The sequence below is a fragment of the Taklimakanibacter deserti genome (genome assembly GCA_003574785.1).
Genome location: QORU01000012.1, coordinates 84982 through 102045 on the forward strand (window position 1 = coordinate 84982; position 17064 = coordinate 102045).

General features: G+C 63.3%; 19 protein-coding genes. 14 read left to right on the plus strand and 5 right to left on the minus strand.

Annotation, left to right across the window (positions count from 1 at the left end):
- The first annotated feature begins 74 nt into the window (after positions 1-74).
- The 3 genes from DS839_RS24185 to DS839_RS24195 are packed head-to-tail and all read left to right on the plus strand — an operon-like array spanning position 75 to position 2502.
- Positions 75-1052, plus strand: a complete 978-nt coding sequence (locus DS839_RS24185) for a PhoH family protein (RefSeq protein WP_119273063.1) — start codon at positions 75-77, stop codon at positions 1050-1052.
- The gene (gene ybeY / locus DS839_RS24190; RefSeq protein WP_119273064.1) at positions 1049-1516 is read left to right on the plus strand and encodes an rRNA maturation RNase YbeY; all 468 of its coding nucleotides are present in this window, start codon (positions 1049-1051) and stop codon (positions 1514-1516) included. The genes DS839_RS24185 and ybeY overlap by 4 nt, the downstream gene beginning before the upstream one ends.
- The gene (locus DS839_RS24195) at positions 1513-2502 is read left to right on the plus strand and encodes a hemolysin family protein (RefSeq protein WP_119273065.1); all 990 of its coding nucleotides are present in this window, start codon (positions 1513-1515) and stop codon (positions 2500-2502) included. The genes ybeY and DS839_RS24195 overlap by 4 nt, the downstream gene beginning before the upstream one ends.
- Before the next feature lie 3 nt (positions 2503-2505).
- Here DS839_RS24195 and DS839_RS24200 read toward each other — a convergent pair whose 3' ends face one another.
- Positions 2506-3495: a 2-hydroxyacid dehydrogenase gene (locus tag DS839_RS24200; RefSeq protein ID WP_119273066.1), complete on the minus strand. Its 990-nt coding sequence runs from the start codon at positions 3493-3495 to the stop codon at positions 2506-2508.
- A gap of 274 nt (positions 3496-3769) precedes the next feature.
- On the opposite strand from DS839_RS24200, the gene DS839_RS24205 reads away from it, so the two are divergent.
- Positions 3770-4291, plus strand: coding sequence for an SH3 domain-containing protein (locus DS839_RS24205; protein ID WP_119273256.1), 522 nt, complete (start codon positions 3770-3772; stop codon positions 4289-4291).
- Between the two features lie 171 nt (positions 4292-4462).
- Here the strand turns inward: DS839_RS24205 and irrA are convergent, their stop codons facing one another.
- The gene (irrA, locus tag DS839_RS24210) at positions 4463-4876 is read right to left on the minus strand and encodes an iron response transcriptional regulator IrrA (RefSeq protein WP_119273067.1); all 414 of its coding nucleotides are present in this window, start codon (positions 4874-4876) and stop codon (positions 4463-4465) included.
- A gap of 173 nt (positions 4877-5049) precedes the next feature.
- Between irrA and fabA the strand changes: the two genes are divergently transcribed.
- From fabA to DS839_RS24230, 4 genes are all read left to right on the plus strand, one after another.
- A complete protein-coding gene (gene fabA / locus DS839_RS24215) occupies positions 5050-5565 on the plus strand; it encodes a bifunctional 3-hydroxydecanoyl-ACP dehydratase/trans-2-decenoyl-ACP isomerase (RefSeq protein ID WP_119273068.1) in 516 nt (171 codons plus the stop codon).
- An 18-nt stretch (positions 5566-5583) separates the two neighbouring features.
- Complete coding sequence (gene fabB / locus DS839_RS24220; RefSeq protein ID WP_119273069.1) at positions 5584-6801, plus strand: beta-ketoacyl-ACP synthase I; 1218 nt, start codon at positions 5584-5586, stop codon at positions 6799-6801.
- Between the two features lie 81 nt (positions 6802-6882).
- Positions 6883-7701 (plus strand): enoyl-ACP reductase FabI, encoded by an 819-nt coding sequence (fabI, locus tag DS839_RS24225; protein WP_119273070.1) that lies wholly within the window; start codon positions 6883-6885, stop codon positions 7699-7701.
- Between the two features lie 131 nt (positions 7702-7832).
- Positions 7833-9902 (plus strand): oxidoreductase, encoded by a 2070-nt coding sequence (locus tag DS839_RS24230; protein ID WP_119273071.1) that lies wholly within the window; start codon positions 7833-7835, stop codon positions 9900-9902.
- A 1-nt stretch (position 9903) separates the two neighbouring features.
- Here DS839_RS24230 and DS839_RS24235 read toward each other — a convergent pair whose 3' ends face one another.
- Complete coding sequence (locus DS839_RS24235) at positions 9904-10302, minus strand: DUF3052 family protein (RefSeq protein ID WP_119273072.1); 399 nt, start codon at positions 10300-10302, stop codon at positions 9904-9906.
- On the minus strand, positions 10299-10901 hold the full coding sequence (locus DS839_RS24240; RefSeq protein WP_119273073.1) for an alpha-ketoglutarate-dependent dioxygenase AlkB family protein: 603 nt from the start codon (positions 10899-10901) through the stop codon (positions 10299-10301). The genes DS839_RS24235 and DS839_RS24240 overlap by 4 nt, the downstream gene beginning before the upstream one ends.
- A 301-nt stretch (positions 10902-11202) precedes the next feature.
- On the opposite strand from DS839_RS24240, the gene dnaK reads away from it, so the two are divergent.
- From dnaK to DS839_RS24255, 3 genes are all read left to right on the plus strand, one after another.
- Positions 11203-13131, plus strand: a complete 1929-nt coding sequence (gene dnaK, locus DS839_RS24245) for a molecular chaperone DnaK (RefSeq protein ID WP_119273074.1) — start codon at positions 11203-11205, stop codon at positions 13129-13131.
- Positions 13132-13246: 115 nt separating this feature from the next.
- Positions 13247-14401 (plus strand): molecular chaperone DnaJ, encoded by a 1155-nt coding sequence (gene dnaJ / locus DS839_RS24250; RefSeq protein ID WP_119273075.1) that lies wholly within the window; start codon positions 13247-13249, stop codon positions 14399-14401.
- A gap of 83 nt (positions 14402-14484) precedes the next feature.
- Complete coding sequence (locus DS839_RS24255) at positions 14485-14862, plus strand: DoxX family protein (protein WP_119273076.1); 378 nt, start codon at positions 14485-14487, stop codon at positions 14860-14862.
- Here the strand turns inward: DS839_RS24255 and DS839_RS24260 are convergent, their stop codons facing one another.
- Entirely contained in the window at positions 14863-15630 is a 768-nt protein-coding gene (locus DS839_RS24260; protein ID WP_119273077.1) for an ion channel, read from the minus strand.
- A 56-nt stretch (positions 15631-15686) separates the two neighbouring features.
- Here DS839_RS24260 and DS839_RS24265 point away from each other — a divergent pair, with 56 nt between their 5' ends.
- From DS839_RS24265 to dapB, 3 genes are read left to right on the plus strand one after another with little or no spacing between them, the layout of a single operon-like run.
- Entirely contained in the window at positions 15687-15974 is a 288-nt protein-coding gene (locus tag DS839_RS24265; RefSeq protein WP_119273078.1) for a DUF1330 domain-containing protein, read from the plus strand.
- 2 nt (positions 15975-15976) lie between these two features.
- Positions 15977-16267 (plus strand): DUF1330 domain-containing protein, encoded by a 291-nt coding sequence (locus DS839_RS24270; RefSeq protein ID WP_119273079.1) that lies wholly within the window; start codon positions 15977-15979, stop codon positions 16265-16267.
- On the plus strand, positions 16264-17064 hold the full coding sequence (gene dapB, locus DS839_RS24275; protein ID WP_119273080.1) for a 4-hydroxy-tetrahydrodipicolinate reductase: 801 nt from the start codon (positions 16264-16266) through the stop codon (positions 17062-17064). The genes DS839_RS24270 and dapB overlap by 4 nt, the downstream gene beginning before the upstream one ends.

The window sequence follows — 17064 nt, forward strand, 5'->3', positions numbered from 1 at the left end:
GCTACTGAAGGAGCTCCATCTCTTTGAGTTCGCGCGCCAATGCCCGTGACGTCGCCGGATCAAGGTCTGGCTCCATGGCGGAAGATCGAGACATCACCACGCTGGTTTTCGACGACAACCGCCTGCTCACCCCGCTCTTCGGCGAGCATGACGAGCATCTGGCGCTGATCGAGCACCGTCTCGGCGTCGACATCACGCCGCGCGGCAACCGGATCTCGGTGAAGGGACCGCAAGTCGCCCGCGACAATGCCCAGATGGTCCTGACGACACTCTATGAGCGGGTGCGCCGTGGTCTCGAGGTCACGAAGGGCGATGTCGAGGGCGCCATCCGGATGAATCTGTCGACGGGCGGCGACGGTGCTGCCGATGAGTCCTCGGTGCGCACAAGGCGCAAGCTGGTGACGCCGCGCACCCCGATGCAGAAGGCCTATGTCACGGCCATTCGCAAGCATGAGCTGGTCTTCGGCACCGGGCCCGCCGGCACCGGCAAGACCTATCTGGCGGTGGCCTGCGCCGCTGCCGCCCTCATGAACGGCGAGGTCGACCGTATCGTCCTGTCGCGCCCCGCGGTCGAAGCGGGAGAGCGGCTGGGCTTCCTGCCGGGCGACATGAAGGAAAAGGTCGATCCTTATCTGAGGCCTCTCTATGACGCGCTCTATGATGTGATGCCGGCCCCGCTGGTGCAGAAGGGCCTCGCCGAGAACACGATCGAGATCGCGCCCTTGGCGTTCATGCGCGGCCGCACGCTCGCATCCGCCTTCATCATCCTCGACGAGGCGCAGAACACGACGCCGCAGCAGATGAAGATGTTCCTGACCCGTCTCGGCGAAGGCAGCCGCATGGTGGTGACGGGCGATCCCTCTCAGGTCGATCTGCCGGGCGGCGTCAGCTCCGGCCTCGATGATGCGCTGGCGATCCTGAAATCGGTCGACGGCATTTCGCACATCGCCTTCACCGCTGCCGATATCGTGCGTCACGCGCTGGTGGGGCGCATTGTCTCCGCCTATGACAAGCACACCGAGAAGGTCGCGCGCCACCGCCCGCAGAAATGATTGCCGCGATCGACATCACCGATGACGCGTGGGCGCGTGTCACGGATCTTGAACGGCTCACCGAGCGCGCCATCGGGGCGGCGCTCGAGCACGCCGGCGCCGACGATAATGTCGAGGTCAGCGTGCTCTTTGCGAGCGATGCGGAGGCGGGTAGACTGAACGCCGAATGGCGCGGGAAGAACTATGCGCCCAACATCTTGTCGTTCCCGGCGCCACAGACACAGAATGTGCCGGAAGGAGAACCAAGACCGCTGGGCGATCTTATATTGGCAGTGGGGACAGTGGCTCGCGAAGCGGAGGAACAAGGAAAGCCTTTGACGTCACATTTGACCCATCTCATTGTTCACGGAACCCTGCATCTCCTTGGGTTCGACCATATCGAGGAAAGGGATGCCAGGCGCATGGAGCGGGCCGAGATCGCCATCTTGGCCGGACTTGGCGTCAAGGATCCCTATAACGCATGAGCGACCCTTCCCCTTCTCCCAAGCCCGACAGCCTGCTCGCCAGGTTGAAGGGCCTGTTCTCCCCCGAACGCGACGCGAGCTTGCGCGAGAGCCTTGAGGGCGTCATCGCCAACCACGACGCCCAGAATCCCGTCGATGGCATGCGCGCCGAAGCGCGCTCGATGATGCTCAATCTCATCAAGTTCGCCGATCTCCGGGTCGATGACGTCATGGTGCCGCGCGCCGACATCGTGGCCATCGAGGCGAGCCAGTCGATCAGGGAGCTGCTCGAGCGCTTCATCGATGCCAACCATTCGCGCATGCCGGTCTATCGCGAGAGCCTCGATGATCTCTCCGGCATGATCCATATCAAGGATCTGGTGCGCTGGCTGACCGATAAGGGCAACAAGGCCCGGCGCAAGAAGGCCGCCAAGGAAACCGTGATCGGCATAAGCGCTCTATCGCTTAACGCGACCGACCTCGCCACCGAGGTGGGCGCGACCGGCATTGCGCGCGAGGTGCTGTTCGTGCCGCCCTCGATGCCGGCAGCCGATCTCCTGATCAAGATGCAGTCGACCCATATCCATATGGCGATCGTCGTCGATGAATATGGCGGCACCGACGGTCTCGTCTCGATCGAGGACCTGGTCGAAGAGATTGTCGGGGATATTTCCGACGAGCATGATTCGGACGAGGAGCTCATCGTCAAGAACAGCGACGGCACTTTCACGGCAAATGCCCGCGCCGATCTCGAGGAGCTCGAGAAGCTCCTGACGGTCGACTTCCTGCCCGAGGAGCGCGATGAGGAGACCGACACGCTGGGCGGTCTCATCTTCTCGATGTTCGGGCGCGTGCCGGTGCGCGGCGAATTGCTGCGCCATGCGAGCGGGGTCGAATTCGAGATTCTCGAAGCCGATCCGCGGCGGGTCAAGCGGGTGAAAATCCGCCCGGTGCCGAACGAGCCGGTTCAGATCGAGATCGTCTCGGACGCCGAAAAGCCGGCCTGAGACTTACAGCATCGACGGCAGCACGCGGTCGGGCGGCTTGTGGCCGTCGACCCAGGTCTTGATGTTGATGATGACCTTCTCGCCCATGTCGATGCGGCCCTCGATCGTGGCCGAGCCCATATGGGGCAAGAGGACGGCCCGCTTGGCCTTGAGCAGCCTGGGATTGACGGCGGGCTCATGCTCGAACACGTCGAGCCCCGCGCCGCCGAGCTCGCCCGCTTCCAGCATCCGCGCCAGCGCATTTTCGTCGATCACCTCGCCGCGCGCCGTGTTCACGATGATGGCGTCCTTGCGTAAGAGCTTGAGCCGTCTGGCCGAGAGGAGATGATAGGTAGCGGGCGTATGCGGGCAATTGACCGAGACGATGTCCATGCGCGCCAGCATCTGATCGAGGCTTTCCCAATAGGTCGCATCGAGCTCTTCGGCGATCCGGGGATGGACCGGCTTGCGGTTGTGATAGTGGATCTGGAGGCCGAAAGCCTTGGCGCGCCTGGCCACCGCCTGGCCGATACGGCCCATGCCGATGATGCCGAGCCTCTTGCCCCAGATGCGGTGGCCGAGCATCCAGGTGGGCGACCAGCCCTGCCAGCTGTTGTCGGGGCCGATGACGGAGGCTCCTTCGGTGACGCGCCGGGCGACGGCCATGATGAGCGCCATGGTCATGTCGGCGGTATCCTCGGTAAGGACGCCCGGCGTGTTGGTGACCGTGATCCCGCGGGCGACCGCCGTCTCGACATCGATATTGTCGACCCCGGTGCCGAAATTGGCGATGAGTTTGAGCTGATCGCCCGCCTGGCCGATCACCGCCTTGTCGATGCGGTCGGTGACGGTCGGCACCAGCACCTCGGCCTGCTGCACCGCCTCGATCAGCTCCTGCCGGCTGAAGGGATGGTCGTCGGAATTGAGCCTGGCGTTGAACAGCTCCATCATCCGGGTCTCGACCACGTCGGGCAGCTTGCGGGTAACGATGACCAGGGGTTTGCGCTTGGACATAAAATGTAACTCCGCGAGGCCGGACTTTGAGATAATCTTAACCTTGCATAGCCAAGGCTAGGCGAAAGGGTTATAAGATCGTTGTCCGGCTCGTGTAGACGACATCTGCTCTCTAGCAGAGGGCATGGTAAAGACAAGTCCAAGGGCCGGGGCGGCCGTGCATCGACCGAGGGGTATGCATATGGTCAAATCAGCCGCGACGCGGCGCAGAATCGGATCGGCGATTCTGGGGTTTGCTTGTATTGCCATCGCCGTGGCCACGGCGTGGTCCCTGATGGCTGGGCAATCGCGCAGTTCCGGCGCTTCGGCCCAGGTCTCGGCCGAGATCACGGGCTCGACCTCCGCCGTCGACAAGCCGGTCGGGCCTTCCGGCCTGCCCTTGCCGCGATTCGTTTCCCTCAAGGCCGACAAGATCAATGTGAGGCGCGGCCCCTCGAGCGAGCATCAGGTCGCCTGGGTCTATCAGCGCAAGGGCCTGCCCGTCGAGATCACCGCCGAGTTCGAGAACTGGCGGCGCATCCGCGACAGTGACGGCGAGGAAGGCTGGGTCTATCAGAGCATGCTGTCCGGCAAGCGCATGGCGCTGGTGGCGCCCTGGCGCAAGCAGGAAGCGGTGCCGATGTATGCTACCCCGGACATGTCCGGGGGCCTCGTCGCCATGGTCAAGGCGGGCGTTGTGGCCACGCTCGAGGACTGTACCGGCGACTGGTGCCGGCTCAATGCCTCGGGCTATCAGGGCTGGATCGCCCAGCCCATGCTCTGGGGCGCCTATCCGGGCGAACAGGTCGAGAGATAGGCTGTCAACAACCTAAATGCGAGACAGGCTCAGGTTGAATTCGGAAGCGGCGCGCGAACGGGCAGGGGGCCGGGACCGGGAAAGCTTCTTCGCCGCTGATACACCGGAGATTTTCCTTGCTGACCTCGCGGCCACAGCAGGCGAAGAGTCGGCCAACCCAGGTCGGTTCAGCTAGTTCGAAACGCGCGCTTTGAGCCGGACGATGATGTCGATCCGGCCGACTTCCATGCCGGGCGGCGGTTCGGGAAGGCCTTTGATGGCGAGGCTGGTGGACTCGATGTCGAACAGCCGGCCCTCATGCTCGACATAATAGTGATAATGATTGGACGTATTGGTATCGAAATAGGTGCGGTCGCCCTCGATGGCCACTTCGCGCAGGAGGCCTGCTTCGGTGAATTGGTTGAGGGTATTGTAGACGGTGGCAAGCGACACCGGCACGCGCGCGGCGACCGCCTCGGCATGCAGCTGCTCGGCCGTGATATGGCGGTCGCCAGCGCCGAAAAGGATTTCGGCCAAGGCCAGGCGCTGGCGTGTCGGGCGCAGGCCCGCCCCGCGCAATTTGGTCGCAACAGTCTCTAAGTTCATCAATTAACCTTTGAATCCTGAAGGTCAATTATAGCGAATTCTGACCCTAGCCTGCAATGGTGCCTAAAATGGGTATTTTGGTGGCCAAACCGTTCGTCTTTCATGCCGGGGATCGGTGTGTTAGGAAGCTGTTCGCGGTGTTTGGAGCAGTGGGAGCGGAATAGCGGAACAAGATGGCCGAACGGAAATCGCGTTTTCTTTACGATGAGTTGATTGCCTGCGCCCGCGGCGACCTTTTTGGCCCGGGCAATGCCCAATTGCCACTGCCGCCGATGCTGATGCTGGATCGCATCACTCATATTTCCGAGGACGGCGGGGAATATGGGAAGGGCCAGATTGTCGCAGAACTGGACATTAAACCTGATCTCTGGTTCTTCCCGCCGCATTTTCCGGGCGATCCCGTCATGCCGGGCTGCCTCGGCCTCGATGCTCTCTGGCAGATGCTTGGCTTCTTCATGGGCTGGCTGGGCGCCCAGGGCAAAGGTCGGGCCCTTGGGGTCGGTGAGGTGAAACTGACCGGCATGGTCGTCCCCACCGTCAAGAAGGTGGAATATGTCGTCAATTTGAAGCGCGTCATTCTGCGCAAGCTCAATCTCGGCATTGCTGATGGACTTCTCAAGGCGGATGGGGAGACTATCTATACAGCGGCCGATCTGCGCGTCGGTCTGTTCAAGCCCGCACAGGCCTGAGGGAGGCATAAAACCGTCATGCGCCGTGTCGTTGTCACCGGTATCGGTATCGTTTCGAGCATTGGCAACAATGCCCAGGAAGTATTGGCGTCGCTCCGGGAGGCCAAGTCCGGTGTCGTGAAGGCGGACGACTATGCGCGGCTCGGCTTTCGCTGCCAGGTGCATGGCGCTCCGAGGCTCGATCTCGACAGCGCCGTCGACCGTCGCGTGCGCCGCTTCATGGGCGATGGTGCGGCCTGGAACTGGGTGGCGATGCGCCAGGCCATCACCGATGCGGGCCTGGAGGAGAAAGACGTCAAGAACGAGCGCACCGGCATCATCATGGGTTCGGGCGGGCCCTCGACCCGCACCATCGTGAGCGCCGCCGACACCGCGCGCGAGAAAGGCCCGAAGCGTGTCGGTCCCTTTGCCGTTCCAGCCGCCATGTCGAGCACCAATTCGGCGACCCTTGCGACGCCCTTCGGCATCAAGGGCGTCAATTACTCGATCTCGTCGGCTTGCGCGACCTCGGCCCATTGCATCGGTAATTCCACCGAGCTCATCCAGTGGGGCAAGCAGGACATCATGCTCGCCGGCGGCGGCGAAGAGCTCGATTGGACCTTGTCGGTGCTCTTCGACGCCATGGGTGCCATGTCGACGAAATTCAACGCGACGCCGGAAAAAGCGTCCCGCGCCTATGACAAGAACCGCGACGGCTTCGTCATTGCCGGCGGCGCCGGCACGGTCGTGCTTGAGGAGCTCGAGCATGCCAAGGCCCGCGGCGCCAAGATCTATGGCGAGGTCGTGGGCTACGGCGCCACCTCCGACGGCTATGACATGGTCCAGCCTTCGGGCGAAGGCGCGGCGCGCTGCATGCGCCAGGCGCTCGCCACGGTGAAGGAGAAGGTCGACTACATCAATCCGCACGCCACCTCGACGCCGATCGGCGACAAGAAAGAGATCGAGGCCATTCGCGAGGTCTTCGGCAAGGACATTCCGGCGATTTCGGGCACCAAGTCGCTGACCGGTCATTCGCTGGGCGCGACCGGCGTGCAGGAAGCGATCTACTGCCTGCTGATGATGAAGAACGGGTTCATTTGCGAGAGCGCCAATATCGAGGAGCTCGATCCGGATTTCGCCGACATCCCCATTGTGCGCGAGCGCCGCGACAATGTGGAGGTCAATGTGGCGATCTCGAACAGCTTCGGCTTCGGCGGCACCAATGCGACGTTGGCCCTGCAACGCTACAACGGCTAGAGCGTGGACAATATTGCAGCGACAGGCATTCAGGCGTTCCGGGTGAGACAGGCCTGAAGCGATCGGGAGTTTAGGGGAGTGATGACAAACGGTTTGATGAAGGGCCGGCGCGGCCTCGTCATGGGGGTGGCGAACGACCATTCGATCGCCTGGGGTATCGCCAAGACGCTCAACGACCATGGCGCCGAGCTCGCCTTCACCTATCAGGGCGAAGCTTTTGGGCGGCGCGTGAAGCCGCTCGCCGAGACGCTGGGCTCGAAGCTGATCCTGCCTTGCGATGTTGAAAATCCCGCGACAGTGGACGAGGCCTTCGCCGCCATCGGCAAGGCCTGGGGCTCGCTCGATTTCGTCGTGCATGCGATCGCCTTTTCAGAAAAAGCCGAGCTCAAGGGCAAATACGCCGATACCAGCCGCGACAATTTCGTCCGCACCATGATCATCTCGTGCTTCTCCTTCACCGAGGTGGCGCGCAAGGCTGCAGCCCTCATGCCGAAGGGCGGTTCGCTGGTGACCCTCACCTATGGCGGGTCGGTGCGGGTGATGCCGAACTACAATGTGATGGGGGTGGCGAAAGCCGCCCTCGAATCGTCGGTGCGCTATCTCGCCGCCGATTACGGCCCGCACGGCATCAGGGTGAATGCGATCTCCGCCGGGCCGATGCGCACGCTGGCCGGCGCCGGTATCGGCGATGCGCGCGCCATGTTCAATTTCCAGAAGCGCCATTCGCCGCTCCGGCGCACCGTGACCCTCGATGAGGTCGGCGGTGCGGCGCTCTACCTCCTGTCGCCCTTGTCGGGCGGCGTCACCGGCGAAGTCCACTATGTGGATTCAGGCTACAACATCATCTCGGCACCCCGCCCGGAGGATCTGAAGCGCGCCTTCGAGGAAGGCGACGACTAGACCAAGGCACCCGGACTCACCGGTTTCGGATTATGGAAGCGCAGGCACGGAAAAGAATATTGTTCCGAGTACCGGCCCCGTGCGATCAATCCTGAATAAATTGAAGTCGCCGCCTGCCGGAGAGGGAGATCATGCGCGACCCGCGCTACGACATTCTGTTCGAGCCCTTGGCGATAGGGCCGGTGACCGCCAAGAACAGGTTCTACCAGGTCCCGCATTGCAATGGCGGGGGCTATCGCGACCCCTCGGCCGCAGCCGAGATGCGCCGCACGAAGTCGGAAGGCGGCTGGGGCGTCGTCTTCACCGAGCAGACCGAGCTTCACCACACCTCCGAGATCACGCCCTTCATCGAGCTGCGCCTCTGGGATGATGCCGATATCCCGGCGCTCGCGCGCATGGCGGACGCCATGCATGAGCATGGCGCGCTGGCTGGCATCCAGCTCGCTTATTCCGGCATCAACGGCCCCAACCTCTACAGCAAGGAAGTGCCGCGCGGACCGACCGCCTTGCCGATCCGCACCTTCACCAACGATCCGGTCCAGGCGCGCGCCATGGACAAGGAGGATATAAGCGACCTCATCCGCTGGCACCGGAACGCCTTCAAGCGGGCGAGGATCGCGGGCTTCGATCTCGTCTGCCTCTATGGCGCGCACGGCTTCGGCATCATCCAGCATTTCCTGTCGCGGGCGACCAACCAGCGGAATGACGATTATGGCGGCTCGCTCGCAAACCGCGCGCGCCTGATGCGCGAACTGGTGGCGGAAGCGCGCGACGCGATCGGTGATGCCTGTGGCATCACTTTGCGGCTGTCGCTCGACGAGATGGTGGGCGAGCTCGGCTTCGCCAATGCCGAGGTCCGCGATCTGATCGAAATGCATGGCGATCTCCCCGACCTGTGGGATCTCGCCCATGGCGCCTGGGAGGATTGCTCCGGCCCCTCGCGCTTCAAGGAGGAGGGAGCGCAAGAAGACCTCGTCCGCGGCATCAAGAAGCTCACCTCGAAGCCCGTCGTCGGCGTCGGCCGCTTCACCTCGCCCGATGTCATGGTGCGGATGATCAAATCCGGCACGCTCGATTTCATCGGCTGTGCCCGGCCCTCGATTGCCGATCCCTTCCTGCCGAGGAAGGTGGAGGAGGGCCGCATCGAGGACATCCGCGAATGTATCGGCTGCAACATCTGCATCACCGGCGACATGACCATGTCGATTTCGCGCTGCACCCAGAATCCGACCTTCATGGAGGAATGGCGCAAAGGCTGGCATCCCGAACGCATCAAGACGAAGGGCTTATCGGAAAGCGTCCTGGTGGTGGGCGCAGGCCCCGCCGGCCTCGAGGCGGCGCGTGCCTTGGGTGAGCGCGGCTACAAGGTGGCGCTGGCCGAGGCCGGGGCGGAGCTCGGTGGCCGGGTCGCCAGAGAATGCAAGCTGCCGGGCCTCTCAGCCTGGGGCCGGGTGCGCGATTACCGCGCCCACCAGCTCAAGCGCATGGCGAATGTCGAGGTCTATTTCGACAGCCGCCTCACCGCCGACGACATCCTGTCCTTCGGCTTCCAGCAAGTCGCTCTGGCGACCGGCTCGACCTGGCGGCGCGACGGCGTCGCGCGCGCCCATGTCGTGCCGATGCCGAGCGATGGGACGGTTTCCGTCTTCACCCCGGACGACCTGATGGCGGGCCAAATCCCTAAGGGCCAAGTCGTGCTGTTCGACGACGATCACTATTACATGGGCGGCGTGCTGGCCGAGCTTCTGGTCGAGCACGGCGCCAAAGTCACTTTGGTGACGCCGTCCGCCTATGTCTCCGACTGGACACGCAACACGCTGGAGCAGGGCGCCATCCATCGGCGGCTCGCGAAGCTCGGAGTCGAGATCGAGCTCAACCGCTACGTGACGCGGCTCGCGGCGGGCGGGATTGCGACGGCCTGCGTCTATACCGGAGCTCCGCGCGATCTTGCCGCCGATGCCGTCGTCCTGGTCACCTCGCGCTCGCCTGAGGACCAGCTCTGGCGCGAGCTCAAGTCGCGGCAGAACGAATGGGCCGCTAACGGCATTCGCGGCATCAGGGTGATCGGCGATGCCGAGGCGCCGGGCCCCATTGCCTGGGCGACCTATGCCGGCCATCGCTTCGCGCGCGAGCTCGATGAGGCCGATATCGGCGATGCTTTGCCCTTCCGCCGCGAGGTGGCGGCGCTGGCTTCGGTCTGATCTATTTCCTGCGGCGGGTGAGCTTGAGGCCGGACCAATCCTGGTCGATGGCGCAGACCTTGATGTCGACCAGCCCCGCGGCCAGCGCCGCGTCGCGGATATCATCCTCGCGCAGGCCAGTGGAAAGGCATGAGGACAGTTTCGGCCAGGACACCCAGAGCATGGTGGCGGGCGGTAGATGGGCCGCCAGGCCGGCGATCTGCTTGAGGCCCGAGGCGTCGGAGATGAAGAGGTGGATGGCATCGCTGCCCTTCGCGCTTTTGCCGAAGCGCATGTCTTTCGGCCGGTCCGGAAGCAGGCTTTCATAGTGAGAGGGCGGATCGATGAGGGCGACGGTTATGCCCGGCTTGAAGCCGAGCTTCTTCCACAGCGGGGTTCCGGAATAGCCGGCGCTCGTCATGGCTTGGTCACCCTGCGCAGGGTGAGGTTGAGCCGCCCGCCATCCTTGAGGAGCGTCGAGGTGCCGCTGAGCACCCGGTCGATGCCGTGATAGCGCAGGCGCGAGGGGCCGCCCAGCACCAGCACATCGCCGGATGAAAGCTTGAGCGTCTCGGTCTTGCCTTGGCGCTCAAGCCCGCCGATGCGGAAGATGGCGGTGTCGCCGAGCGAGACCGACACGACAGGGGCGGCAAAATCCTCCTCATCCTCGTCGCGATGCAGGCCGAGCTTGGCGCCTTCGCGATAGTAGTTCACGAGGCAGGCCTCGGGCTCATGCGGATATTGGGCGACCTTGCGCCAGACCGCCATCACCGGGCCGGGGATGGCGGGCCAGGGCTGGCCGGTTTCGGGATGGGTCGGCTGATAGCGGTAGCCGCCCCGGTCCGACACCCAGCCGAGAGAGCCCAGATTGCTCATGCGCACCGTAAGCGGCCGGCCGCTTTTCGGCATCACCGGCGTATAGAGGGGTGCCTTGGCGAGCGCTTCCCGCAATAAGGCGACCAGCTCTTCCTGGGCGGCCCGGTCGAAATAGCCGGGCAGATGCTTGAGCCCGCTTGTCATGTCTTTCTTTCGATCACAAAGCCTTTTATTCGGGTTTCGGCAGCCGACCGCCAGCTTCCCGGCTGGATAGGGCTTAAGGTCCGTTCGGACCACCCGAAAACGGCGGTGGACCGGGCCATTTTTCCTTTCACCAAAACTTGATAGGCCCGGTTTCCAACCTTATATAGCCCGTGAACGCCGGGTTTCCCTGGAAATCAGGGCCGCCCGGTCAAACTTTAATTGGGGACCCGCACCCCTGAAGTCCGGGGCGGAAGTGCCGCAGTGGGCTTCCACCAGGGTCTGCCGCAAGGAGGTTTTGTAAATGGGAAAAGTCATCGGGATCGATCTCGGCACCACCAATTCCTGCGTCGCCGTGATGGAGGGCAAACAGCCCAAGGTCATCGAGAACGCGGAAGGGGCGCGTACCACCCCCTCGATCGTCGCGCTTAACGCCGACGGCGAGATACTCGTAGGCCAGCCGGCCAAGCGCCAGGCGGTCACCAATCCGGAAAACACATTCTTCGCCATCAAGCGCCTGATCGGACGGCGCTGGAATGACCCGATGGTCGAGAAGGACAAGAAGCTCGTCCCCTATCAGATCGTGAAGGCGGACAATGGCGATGCCTGGGTCGAAGCGCGCGGCCAGAAATACGCGCCCTCCCAGATCTCGGCCTATATCCTCCAGAAGATGAAGGAGACGGCGGAGCGCTATCTGGGCGAGACCGTCACCCAGGCGGTCATCACCGTTCCCGCCTATTTCAACGACAGCCAGCGCCAGGCGACCAAGGATGCCGGCAAGATCGCCGGCCTCGAGGTTCTGCGCATCATCAACGAGCCGACGGCGGCCGCTCTCGCCTACGGCCTCGACAAGAAGGAAGCCGGCACCATCGCGGTCTATGACCTGGGCGGCGGCACCTTCGATATCTCCATTCTCGAGATCGGCGACGGCGTCTTCGAGGTGAAGTCGACCAACGGCGACACCTTCCTGGGCGGCGAAGATTTCGACATGCGCATCGTCGATTATCTCGCCGACGAGTTCAAGAAGGAGCAGGGCATCGACCTGCGCAAGGACAAGCTCGCTCTGCAGCGTCTGAAGGAAGCGGCCGAAAAGGCGAAGATCGAATTGTCGTCTTCGACCCAGACGGAGATCAACCTGCCCTTCATCACCGCCGACCAGACGGGTCCGAAGCATCTCACCCTCAAGCTGACGCGCGCCAAGCTCGAAGCCCTGGTTGATGATCTCATCCAGAAGACGGTCGAGCCCTGCCGCCAGGCCTTGAAGGATGCCGGCGTCACCGCCGGCAATATCGACGAGGTCGTCCTCGTCGGCGGCATGACCCGCATGCCGAAGGTCATCGAGACGGTGAAGCAGTTCTTTGGCAAGGAGCCGCACAAGGGCGTGAATCCGGATGAGGTCGTGGCGATCGGCGCCGCGATCCAGGCCGGCGTGCTCAAGGGCGAAGTGAAGGACGTCCTGCTTCTCGACGTTACTCCGCTCTCGCTCGGCATCGAGACCCTGGGCGGCGTGTTCACCCGTCTCATCGAGCGCAACACCACCATTCCGACCAAGAAGAGCCAGGTCTTCTCGACGGCTGACGACAATCAGACCGCCGTGACGATCCGCGTCTTCCAGGGCGAGCGCGAGATGGCGGCCGACAACAAGCTCCTGGGTCAGTTCGATCTCATGGGCCTGCCGCCGGCACCGCGCGGCGTGCCGCAGATCGAGGTCACTTTCGACATCGACGCCAACGGCATCGTCAATGTCTCGGCCAAGGACAAGGCGACGAACAAGGAGCAGCAGATCCGCATCCAGGCCTCTGGCGGTCTCTCCGACACGGAGATCGAGAAGATGGTCAAGGACGCCGAAGCCAATGCCGCCGAGGACAAGAAGCGCAAGGAGCTGGTCGAGGCCAAGAACCACGGCGAGAGCCTGATCCATTCGACCACCAAGTCGCTGGGCGAGCTCGGCGACAAGATCTCCGACGCCGACAAGTCGACGATCGAGACCGCCATTGCCGATCTCAAATCGGTGATGGAAGGCTCGGATGTCGAGGCGATCAAGGAAAAGACCAATGCCCTGGCGCAGGCCGCCATGAAGCTTGGCGAGGCGCTCTATAAGGCGCAGAGCCAGCAGCCGGGCGGCGGTGATGGCGCGGATGCCGGCGCCGCCGGCGGCCAGGGTGGCGCCGACGATGTCGTCGATGCCGATTTCACCGAGGTCAAGGACGACGACTCCAAGAAGTCGGCCTGACGGAGATGGCCTGCAACGGTCTGAAGCACCTTCTCCCCGCTCGCGCGGGGGGGAGGATTCGCTTTAGGACCTGGCAAAGAACCTGCGATAATTAGAGCTGGGCGGACGGGTCGGCATGGCCAAGCGTGACTATTACGAAATTCTGGGCGTCCATAAGGGCGCCGACGATAAGGAGCTGAAGAGCGCCTACCGCAAACTTGCCAAGCAATATCATCCCGATGCCAATCCGGGCGACAAGACGGCCGATCACAAGTTCAAGGAAATCAACGAAGCCTATGATGTCCTCAAGGATCCGCAGAAGAAGGCGGCCTATGACCGTTTCGGCCATGCGGCCTTCGAAAGCGGCATGGGTGGCCGTCCTGGCCCCGGCTTCGGCCCCGAATTCACCTCCTCCATGTCGGACATCTTCGAGGATCTGTTCGGCGAGTTCATGGGCGGCGGACGTGGCCGTAGCGGACGCGGCGGGGCCAGAGGGTCCGGCGCCGCGCGCGGCTCCGACCTGCGCTACAATATGGAGATCAGCCTCACCGAGGCCTTTTCCGGCAAGACGGCCCAGATCCGGGTGCCGACGGCGACCCAATGCGAGGTCTGCAAGGGCACCGGCGCCAAGCCCGGCTCGAGCCCTAAGACCTGCGGCACCTGCGGCGGCGCCGGCGCGGTCAGGGCGTCGCAGGGCTTCTTCACCGTCGAGCGTACCTGCCCGACATGCCATGGCAGCGGCCAGGTGATCTCCGACCCGTGCGGAAATTGCTCAGGGCAGGGCCGCATCACGCGCGAGCGCACGCTGTCGGTGAACATTCCGGCGGGTGTTGAGGACGGCACGCGCATCAGGCTTGCCGGTGAAGGCGAGGCCGGCCTGCGCGGCGGCTCGGCCGGCGATCTTTACATCTTCCTGTCGGTCCGCCCGCATGAGTTCTTCCAGCGCGATGGCGCCGATCTCTTCTGCAAGGTGCCGGTCTCGATGACCACCGCAGCACTCGGTGGCGATATCGAAGTGCCGACCATCGACGGCAAGAAGGCGCGCGTTTCGATTCCCGAAGGCGCCCAGGCCGGCAAGCAGTTCCGTCTCAAGGGCAAGGGCATGCCGATCCTGCGCTCCACGCAGATGGGCGACATGTATATCCAGGTGACGGTCGAGACGCCGGTCAACCTGTCGCGCCGCCAGCGCGAGCTCCTCAAGGAGTTCGACAAGGAAGCCCGCAACAACTCGCCTGAATCGGAGGGCTTCTTCGCCAAGGCGCGCGCCTTCTGGGAAGGCTTTGGCAGCTAGCCGATAACACAACAGTGATGCCAAGTGAGTGGCGGGGTTCAAGCCATCGCCTTACGACGGGACGTCATCAACAAGGATTTCCGATGGAAAAATATCGTCCCTATGGGCTGAGCTTGTTGCGCATCGTCGCAGCACTGGTGCTGTTCAGTTACGGCACCCAGAAGATCTTGGGCTTCCCCGTGGCCGACAAGGTGCCGCCCGCTTATTCGCTGTCCTGGACGGCGGGGCTCCTCGAGTTGATCCTGGGCTTCGCGCTGCTCGTCGGCTTTTACAGCCGGGCCTCCGCCTTCGTGCTCTCGGGGCTCATGGCCTTCGCCTATTTCATCGCGCATTTCCCACGTGGCTTCTATCCCGCCCAGAATGGCGGGGTCGCCGCGATCCTCTTCTGCTTCATCTTCCTCTATCTCGCCATTGCGGGTCCTGGCCCGCTCAGCGTCGATGCCGTGCGGAAGGGCCGCTAGCTAGACCGCCCCCTCGTCCTCGATATGGAGGACGCGGCCGCAATGCTTGCAATGGACGGCATCGGCATCGTGCCGCCTGAGCCCGCAGTCCGGGCATTTGTGCTCGACCTTGTGCGGCCGGATCAGAATCTGGATGAGGCGCAGGAACAGCGACACGCCGAAGATCATGATGAGGACGGAGAGCATCCGGCCCCAATGGCCTTGCAGCGTGATGTCGCCGAAGCCGGTGGTGGTGAGCGTCGAGACGGTGAAATAGAGCGCATCGGCATAGTTGGTGATGTGCTCATTGAGGCCGCGCTGGCTTTCATAGACGATCGCCGTGGCGACGAAGATGAAGAGGCCGAGATTGAGGGCGGCCATCACCGTCTGCTCGTTCTCGCGAAAGAGGCGGGAATCCCGCCGCATCCGCAAGAGAACCAGGGGCGAGCGCATGATGCGCAAGATCCTGGCCACGCGCAGGAAGGCGAGACCCTCGCCGGCCAAGGGGGCGAGCAACGATATGATGACCACGATATCGGCGAGATTGGCCGGGTTCATCAGATCGGAGGCCCGGTTGCGGCTGATCCAGAAGCGCGCCAGGAAATCGGCCAGGATGATGAGGCCGATGATGACGTCGAGCACCCCGATGAGCGGTGTACGGGGCAGGAAGGACGACACGATCAGGAAGACGATCGTCGCGATGTCGAAGCAGATGAGGGCATAGCGAAAGCGATGCGCCCGGTTGCTCGAGCCTTCATAGAGTTCCCGGACGATAGTCTTCACTGCCATTGACCGCTCCGAACCTTTCACCTAGAGCCTTTCCCGTCTTTGCGAGGAGAGGCGCCATGCCCAAGGCCTATTGGATTGCGCAAGTCACCGTGTCCAATCCCGACCAGTACAAGTATTATGCCGAAAGCGCACCCATCGCCTTCAAGAAATACGGCGCGGTGATCCTGGCGCGCGGCGGGCGTTCGGGCCAGATGGAGGGCGAGGGCCGGCCGCGCAATGTGGTGATCGAATTCCCCTCTTTTGACGATGCGGTCGCCTGCTACAACTCGCCCGAATATCAATCCGCCAAGGCCAAGCGCAAGGGTGCTGGCGAGGCCAATATCGTCATCGTCGAAGGAGTCTGACCATGCCCAAGGGCTATTGGATGGTGCATGTCACGGTGAAGGATCCGGAGCGCTACAAGGACTATGTCGCCGCCAACAAGGCGCCGCTCGAGAAATACGGTGCGAAGTTCATCGTGCGCGGCGGCAACTATGAGGTAGTCAAAGGCGCATCGCGCGAGCGCCATGTGGTCCTCGAATTCCCGTCCTTCGCCGCCGCCAAGGAGTGCTTCTTCTCCCCCGAATATCAGGCGGCGCTCGCTATCTTCAAGACCTGTGCGGAGAGCGACGTCGTCATTGTCGAAGGTGCGCCATGAAGATCGCCATAGCCGGCGCCTCGGGGCGCATGGGTCGCGTCCTCACCCGTATCGTGCATGAGACCGAAGGCCTCGAGATCGCAGGCGGGCTCGAGCCCAAGGGATCGCCCTCGCTCGGCGCCGATATGGGCGAGCTCGCGGGCATTGGACTGCTCGGTGTCAGGATCAGCGATGATCCGCTGCCGCTGTTCACGAAGATCGAGGGCCTGATCGACTTCACCGTGCCGCAGGCGACGCTGGCCTTGGCCGAATTGTCGGCGCAGGCGCGCATCGTTCATGTGATCGGCACGACCGGCATCGACAGAGCCGGCGATGAGAAGATCAAGGCTGCCGCGCGCCATGCCCGCATCGTCAAATCGGGCAATATGAGTCTGGGCGTCAATCTGCTGGCGGCCCTGGTGCGCAAGGTTGCGGCGAGCCTTGCCGAGGATTTCGACATCGAGATCCTCGAGATGCATCACAAGCACAAGATCGACGCGCCCTCGGGCACCGCCTTGCTGCTCGGCCAGGCGGCGGCCGAGGGCCGGGCGATCGATCTCGCCAAATCGTCGGTGCGCTCGCGTGACGGCCATACGGGGGCGCGTCCCCGGGGGCATATCGGCTTCGCCACCTTGCGCGGCGGCAGTGTCGTCGGCGAGCATACGGTGATGTTCTCAGGGCCCGACGAGCGTCTCGAGCTCACGCACAAAGCGGCAAGCCGCGACATCTTTGCGAGAGGCGCGGTGCGCGCCGCCCTATGGGCCAAGGACAAGAAGCCGGGCCTCTATTCGATGGTCGATGTATTGGGATTGGAGTAA

Excerpts from the sequence above, each read along its gene's own strand:
- dnaJ (WP_119273075.1), top strand. The coding sequence starts at position 13,247 with ATGGCCAAGCGTGACTATTACGAAATTCTGGGCGTCCATAAGGGCGCC.
- fabB (WP_119273069.1), top strand. The coding sequence starts at position 5,584 with ATGCGCCGTGTCGTTGTCACCGGTATCGGTATCGTTTCGAGCATTGGC.
- DS839_RS24230 (WP_119273071.1), top strand. The coding sequence starts at position 7,833 with ATGCGCGACCCGCGCTACGACATTCTGTTCGAGCCCTTGGCGATAGGG.
- DS839_RS24185 (WP_119273063.1), top strand. The coding sequence starts at position 75 with ATGGCGGAAGATCGAGACATCACCACGCTGGTTTTCGACGACAACCGC.
- DS839_RS24200 (WP_119273066.1), bottom strand. The coding sequence starts at position 3,495 with ATGTCCAAGCGCAAACCCCTGGTCATCGTTACCCGCAAGCTGCCCGAC.
- dapB (WP_119273080.1), top strand. The coding sequence starts at position 16,264 with ATGAAGATCGCCATAGCCGGCGCCTCGGGGCGCATGGGTCGCGTCCTC.
- DS839_RS24205 (WP_119273256.1), top strand. The coding sequence starts at position 3,770 with ATGGCTGGGCAATCGCGCAGTTCCGGCGCTTCGGCCCAGGTCTCGGCC.
- fabA (WP_119273068.1), top strand. The coding sequence starts at position 5,050 with ATGGCCGAACGGAAATCGCGTTTTCTTTACGATGAGTTGATTGCCTGC.
- DS839_RS24240 (WP_119273073.1), bottom strand. The coding sequence starts at position 10,901 with ATGACAAGCGGGCTCAAGCATCTGCCCGGCTATTTCGACCGGGCCGCC.
- irrA (WP_119273067.1), bottom strand. The coding sequence starts at position 4,876 with ATGAACTTAGAGACTGTTGCGACCAAATTGCGCGGGGCGGGCCTGCGC.
- DS839_RS24270 (WP_119273079.1), top strand. The coding sequence starts at position 15,977 with ATGCCCAAGGGCTATTGGATGGTGCATGTCACGGTGAAGGATCCGGAG.
- ybeY (WP_119273064.1), top strand. The coding sequence starts at position 1,049 with ATGATTGCCGCGATCGACATCACCGATGACGCGTGGGCGCGTGTCACG.
- DS839_RS24260 (WP_119273077.1), bottom strand. The coding sequence starts at position 15,630 with ATGGCAGTGAAGACTATCGTCCGGGAACTCTATGAAGGCTCGAGCAAC.
- DS839_RS24255 (WP_119273076.1), top strand. The coding sequence starts at position 14,485 with ATGGAAAAATATCGTCCCTATGGGCTGAGCTTGTTGCGCATCGTCGCA.
- DS839_RS24265 (WP_119273078.1), top strand. The coding sequence starts at position 15,687 with ATGCCCAAGGCCTATTGGATTGCGCAAGTCACCGTGTCCAATCCCGAC.
- fabI (WP_119273070.1), top strand. The coding sequence starts at position 6,883 with ATGACAAACGGTTTGATGAAGGGCCGGCGCGGCCTCGTCATGGGGGTG.
- DS839_RS24195 (WP_119273065.1), top strand. The coding sequence starts at position 1,513 with ATGAGCGACCCTTCCCCTTCTCCCAAGCCCGACAGCCTGCTCGCCAGG.
- dnaK (WP_119273074.1), top strand. The coding sequence starts at position 11,203 with ATGGGAAAAGTCATCGGGATCGATCTCGGCACCACCAATTCCTGCGTC.
- DS839_RS24235 (WP_119273072.1), bottom strand. The coding sequence starts at position 10,302 with ATGACGAGCGCCGGCTATTCCGGAACCCCGCTGTGGAAGAAGCTCGGC.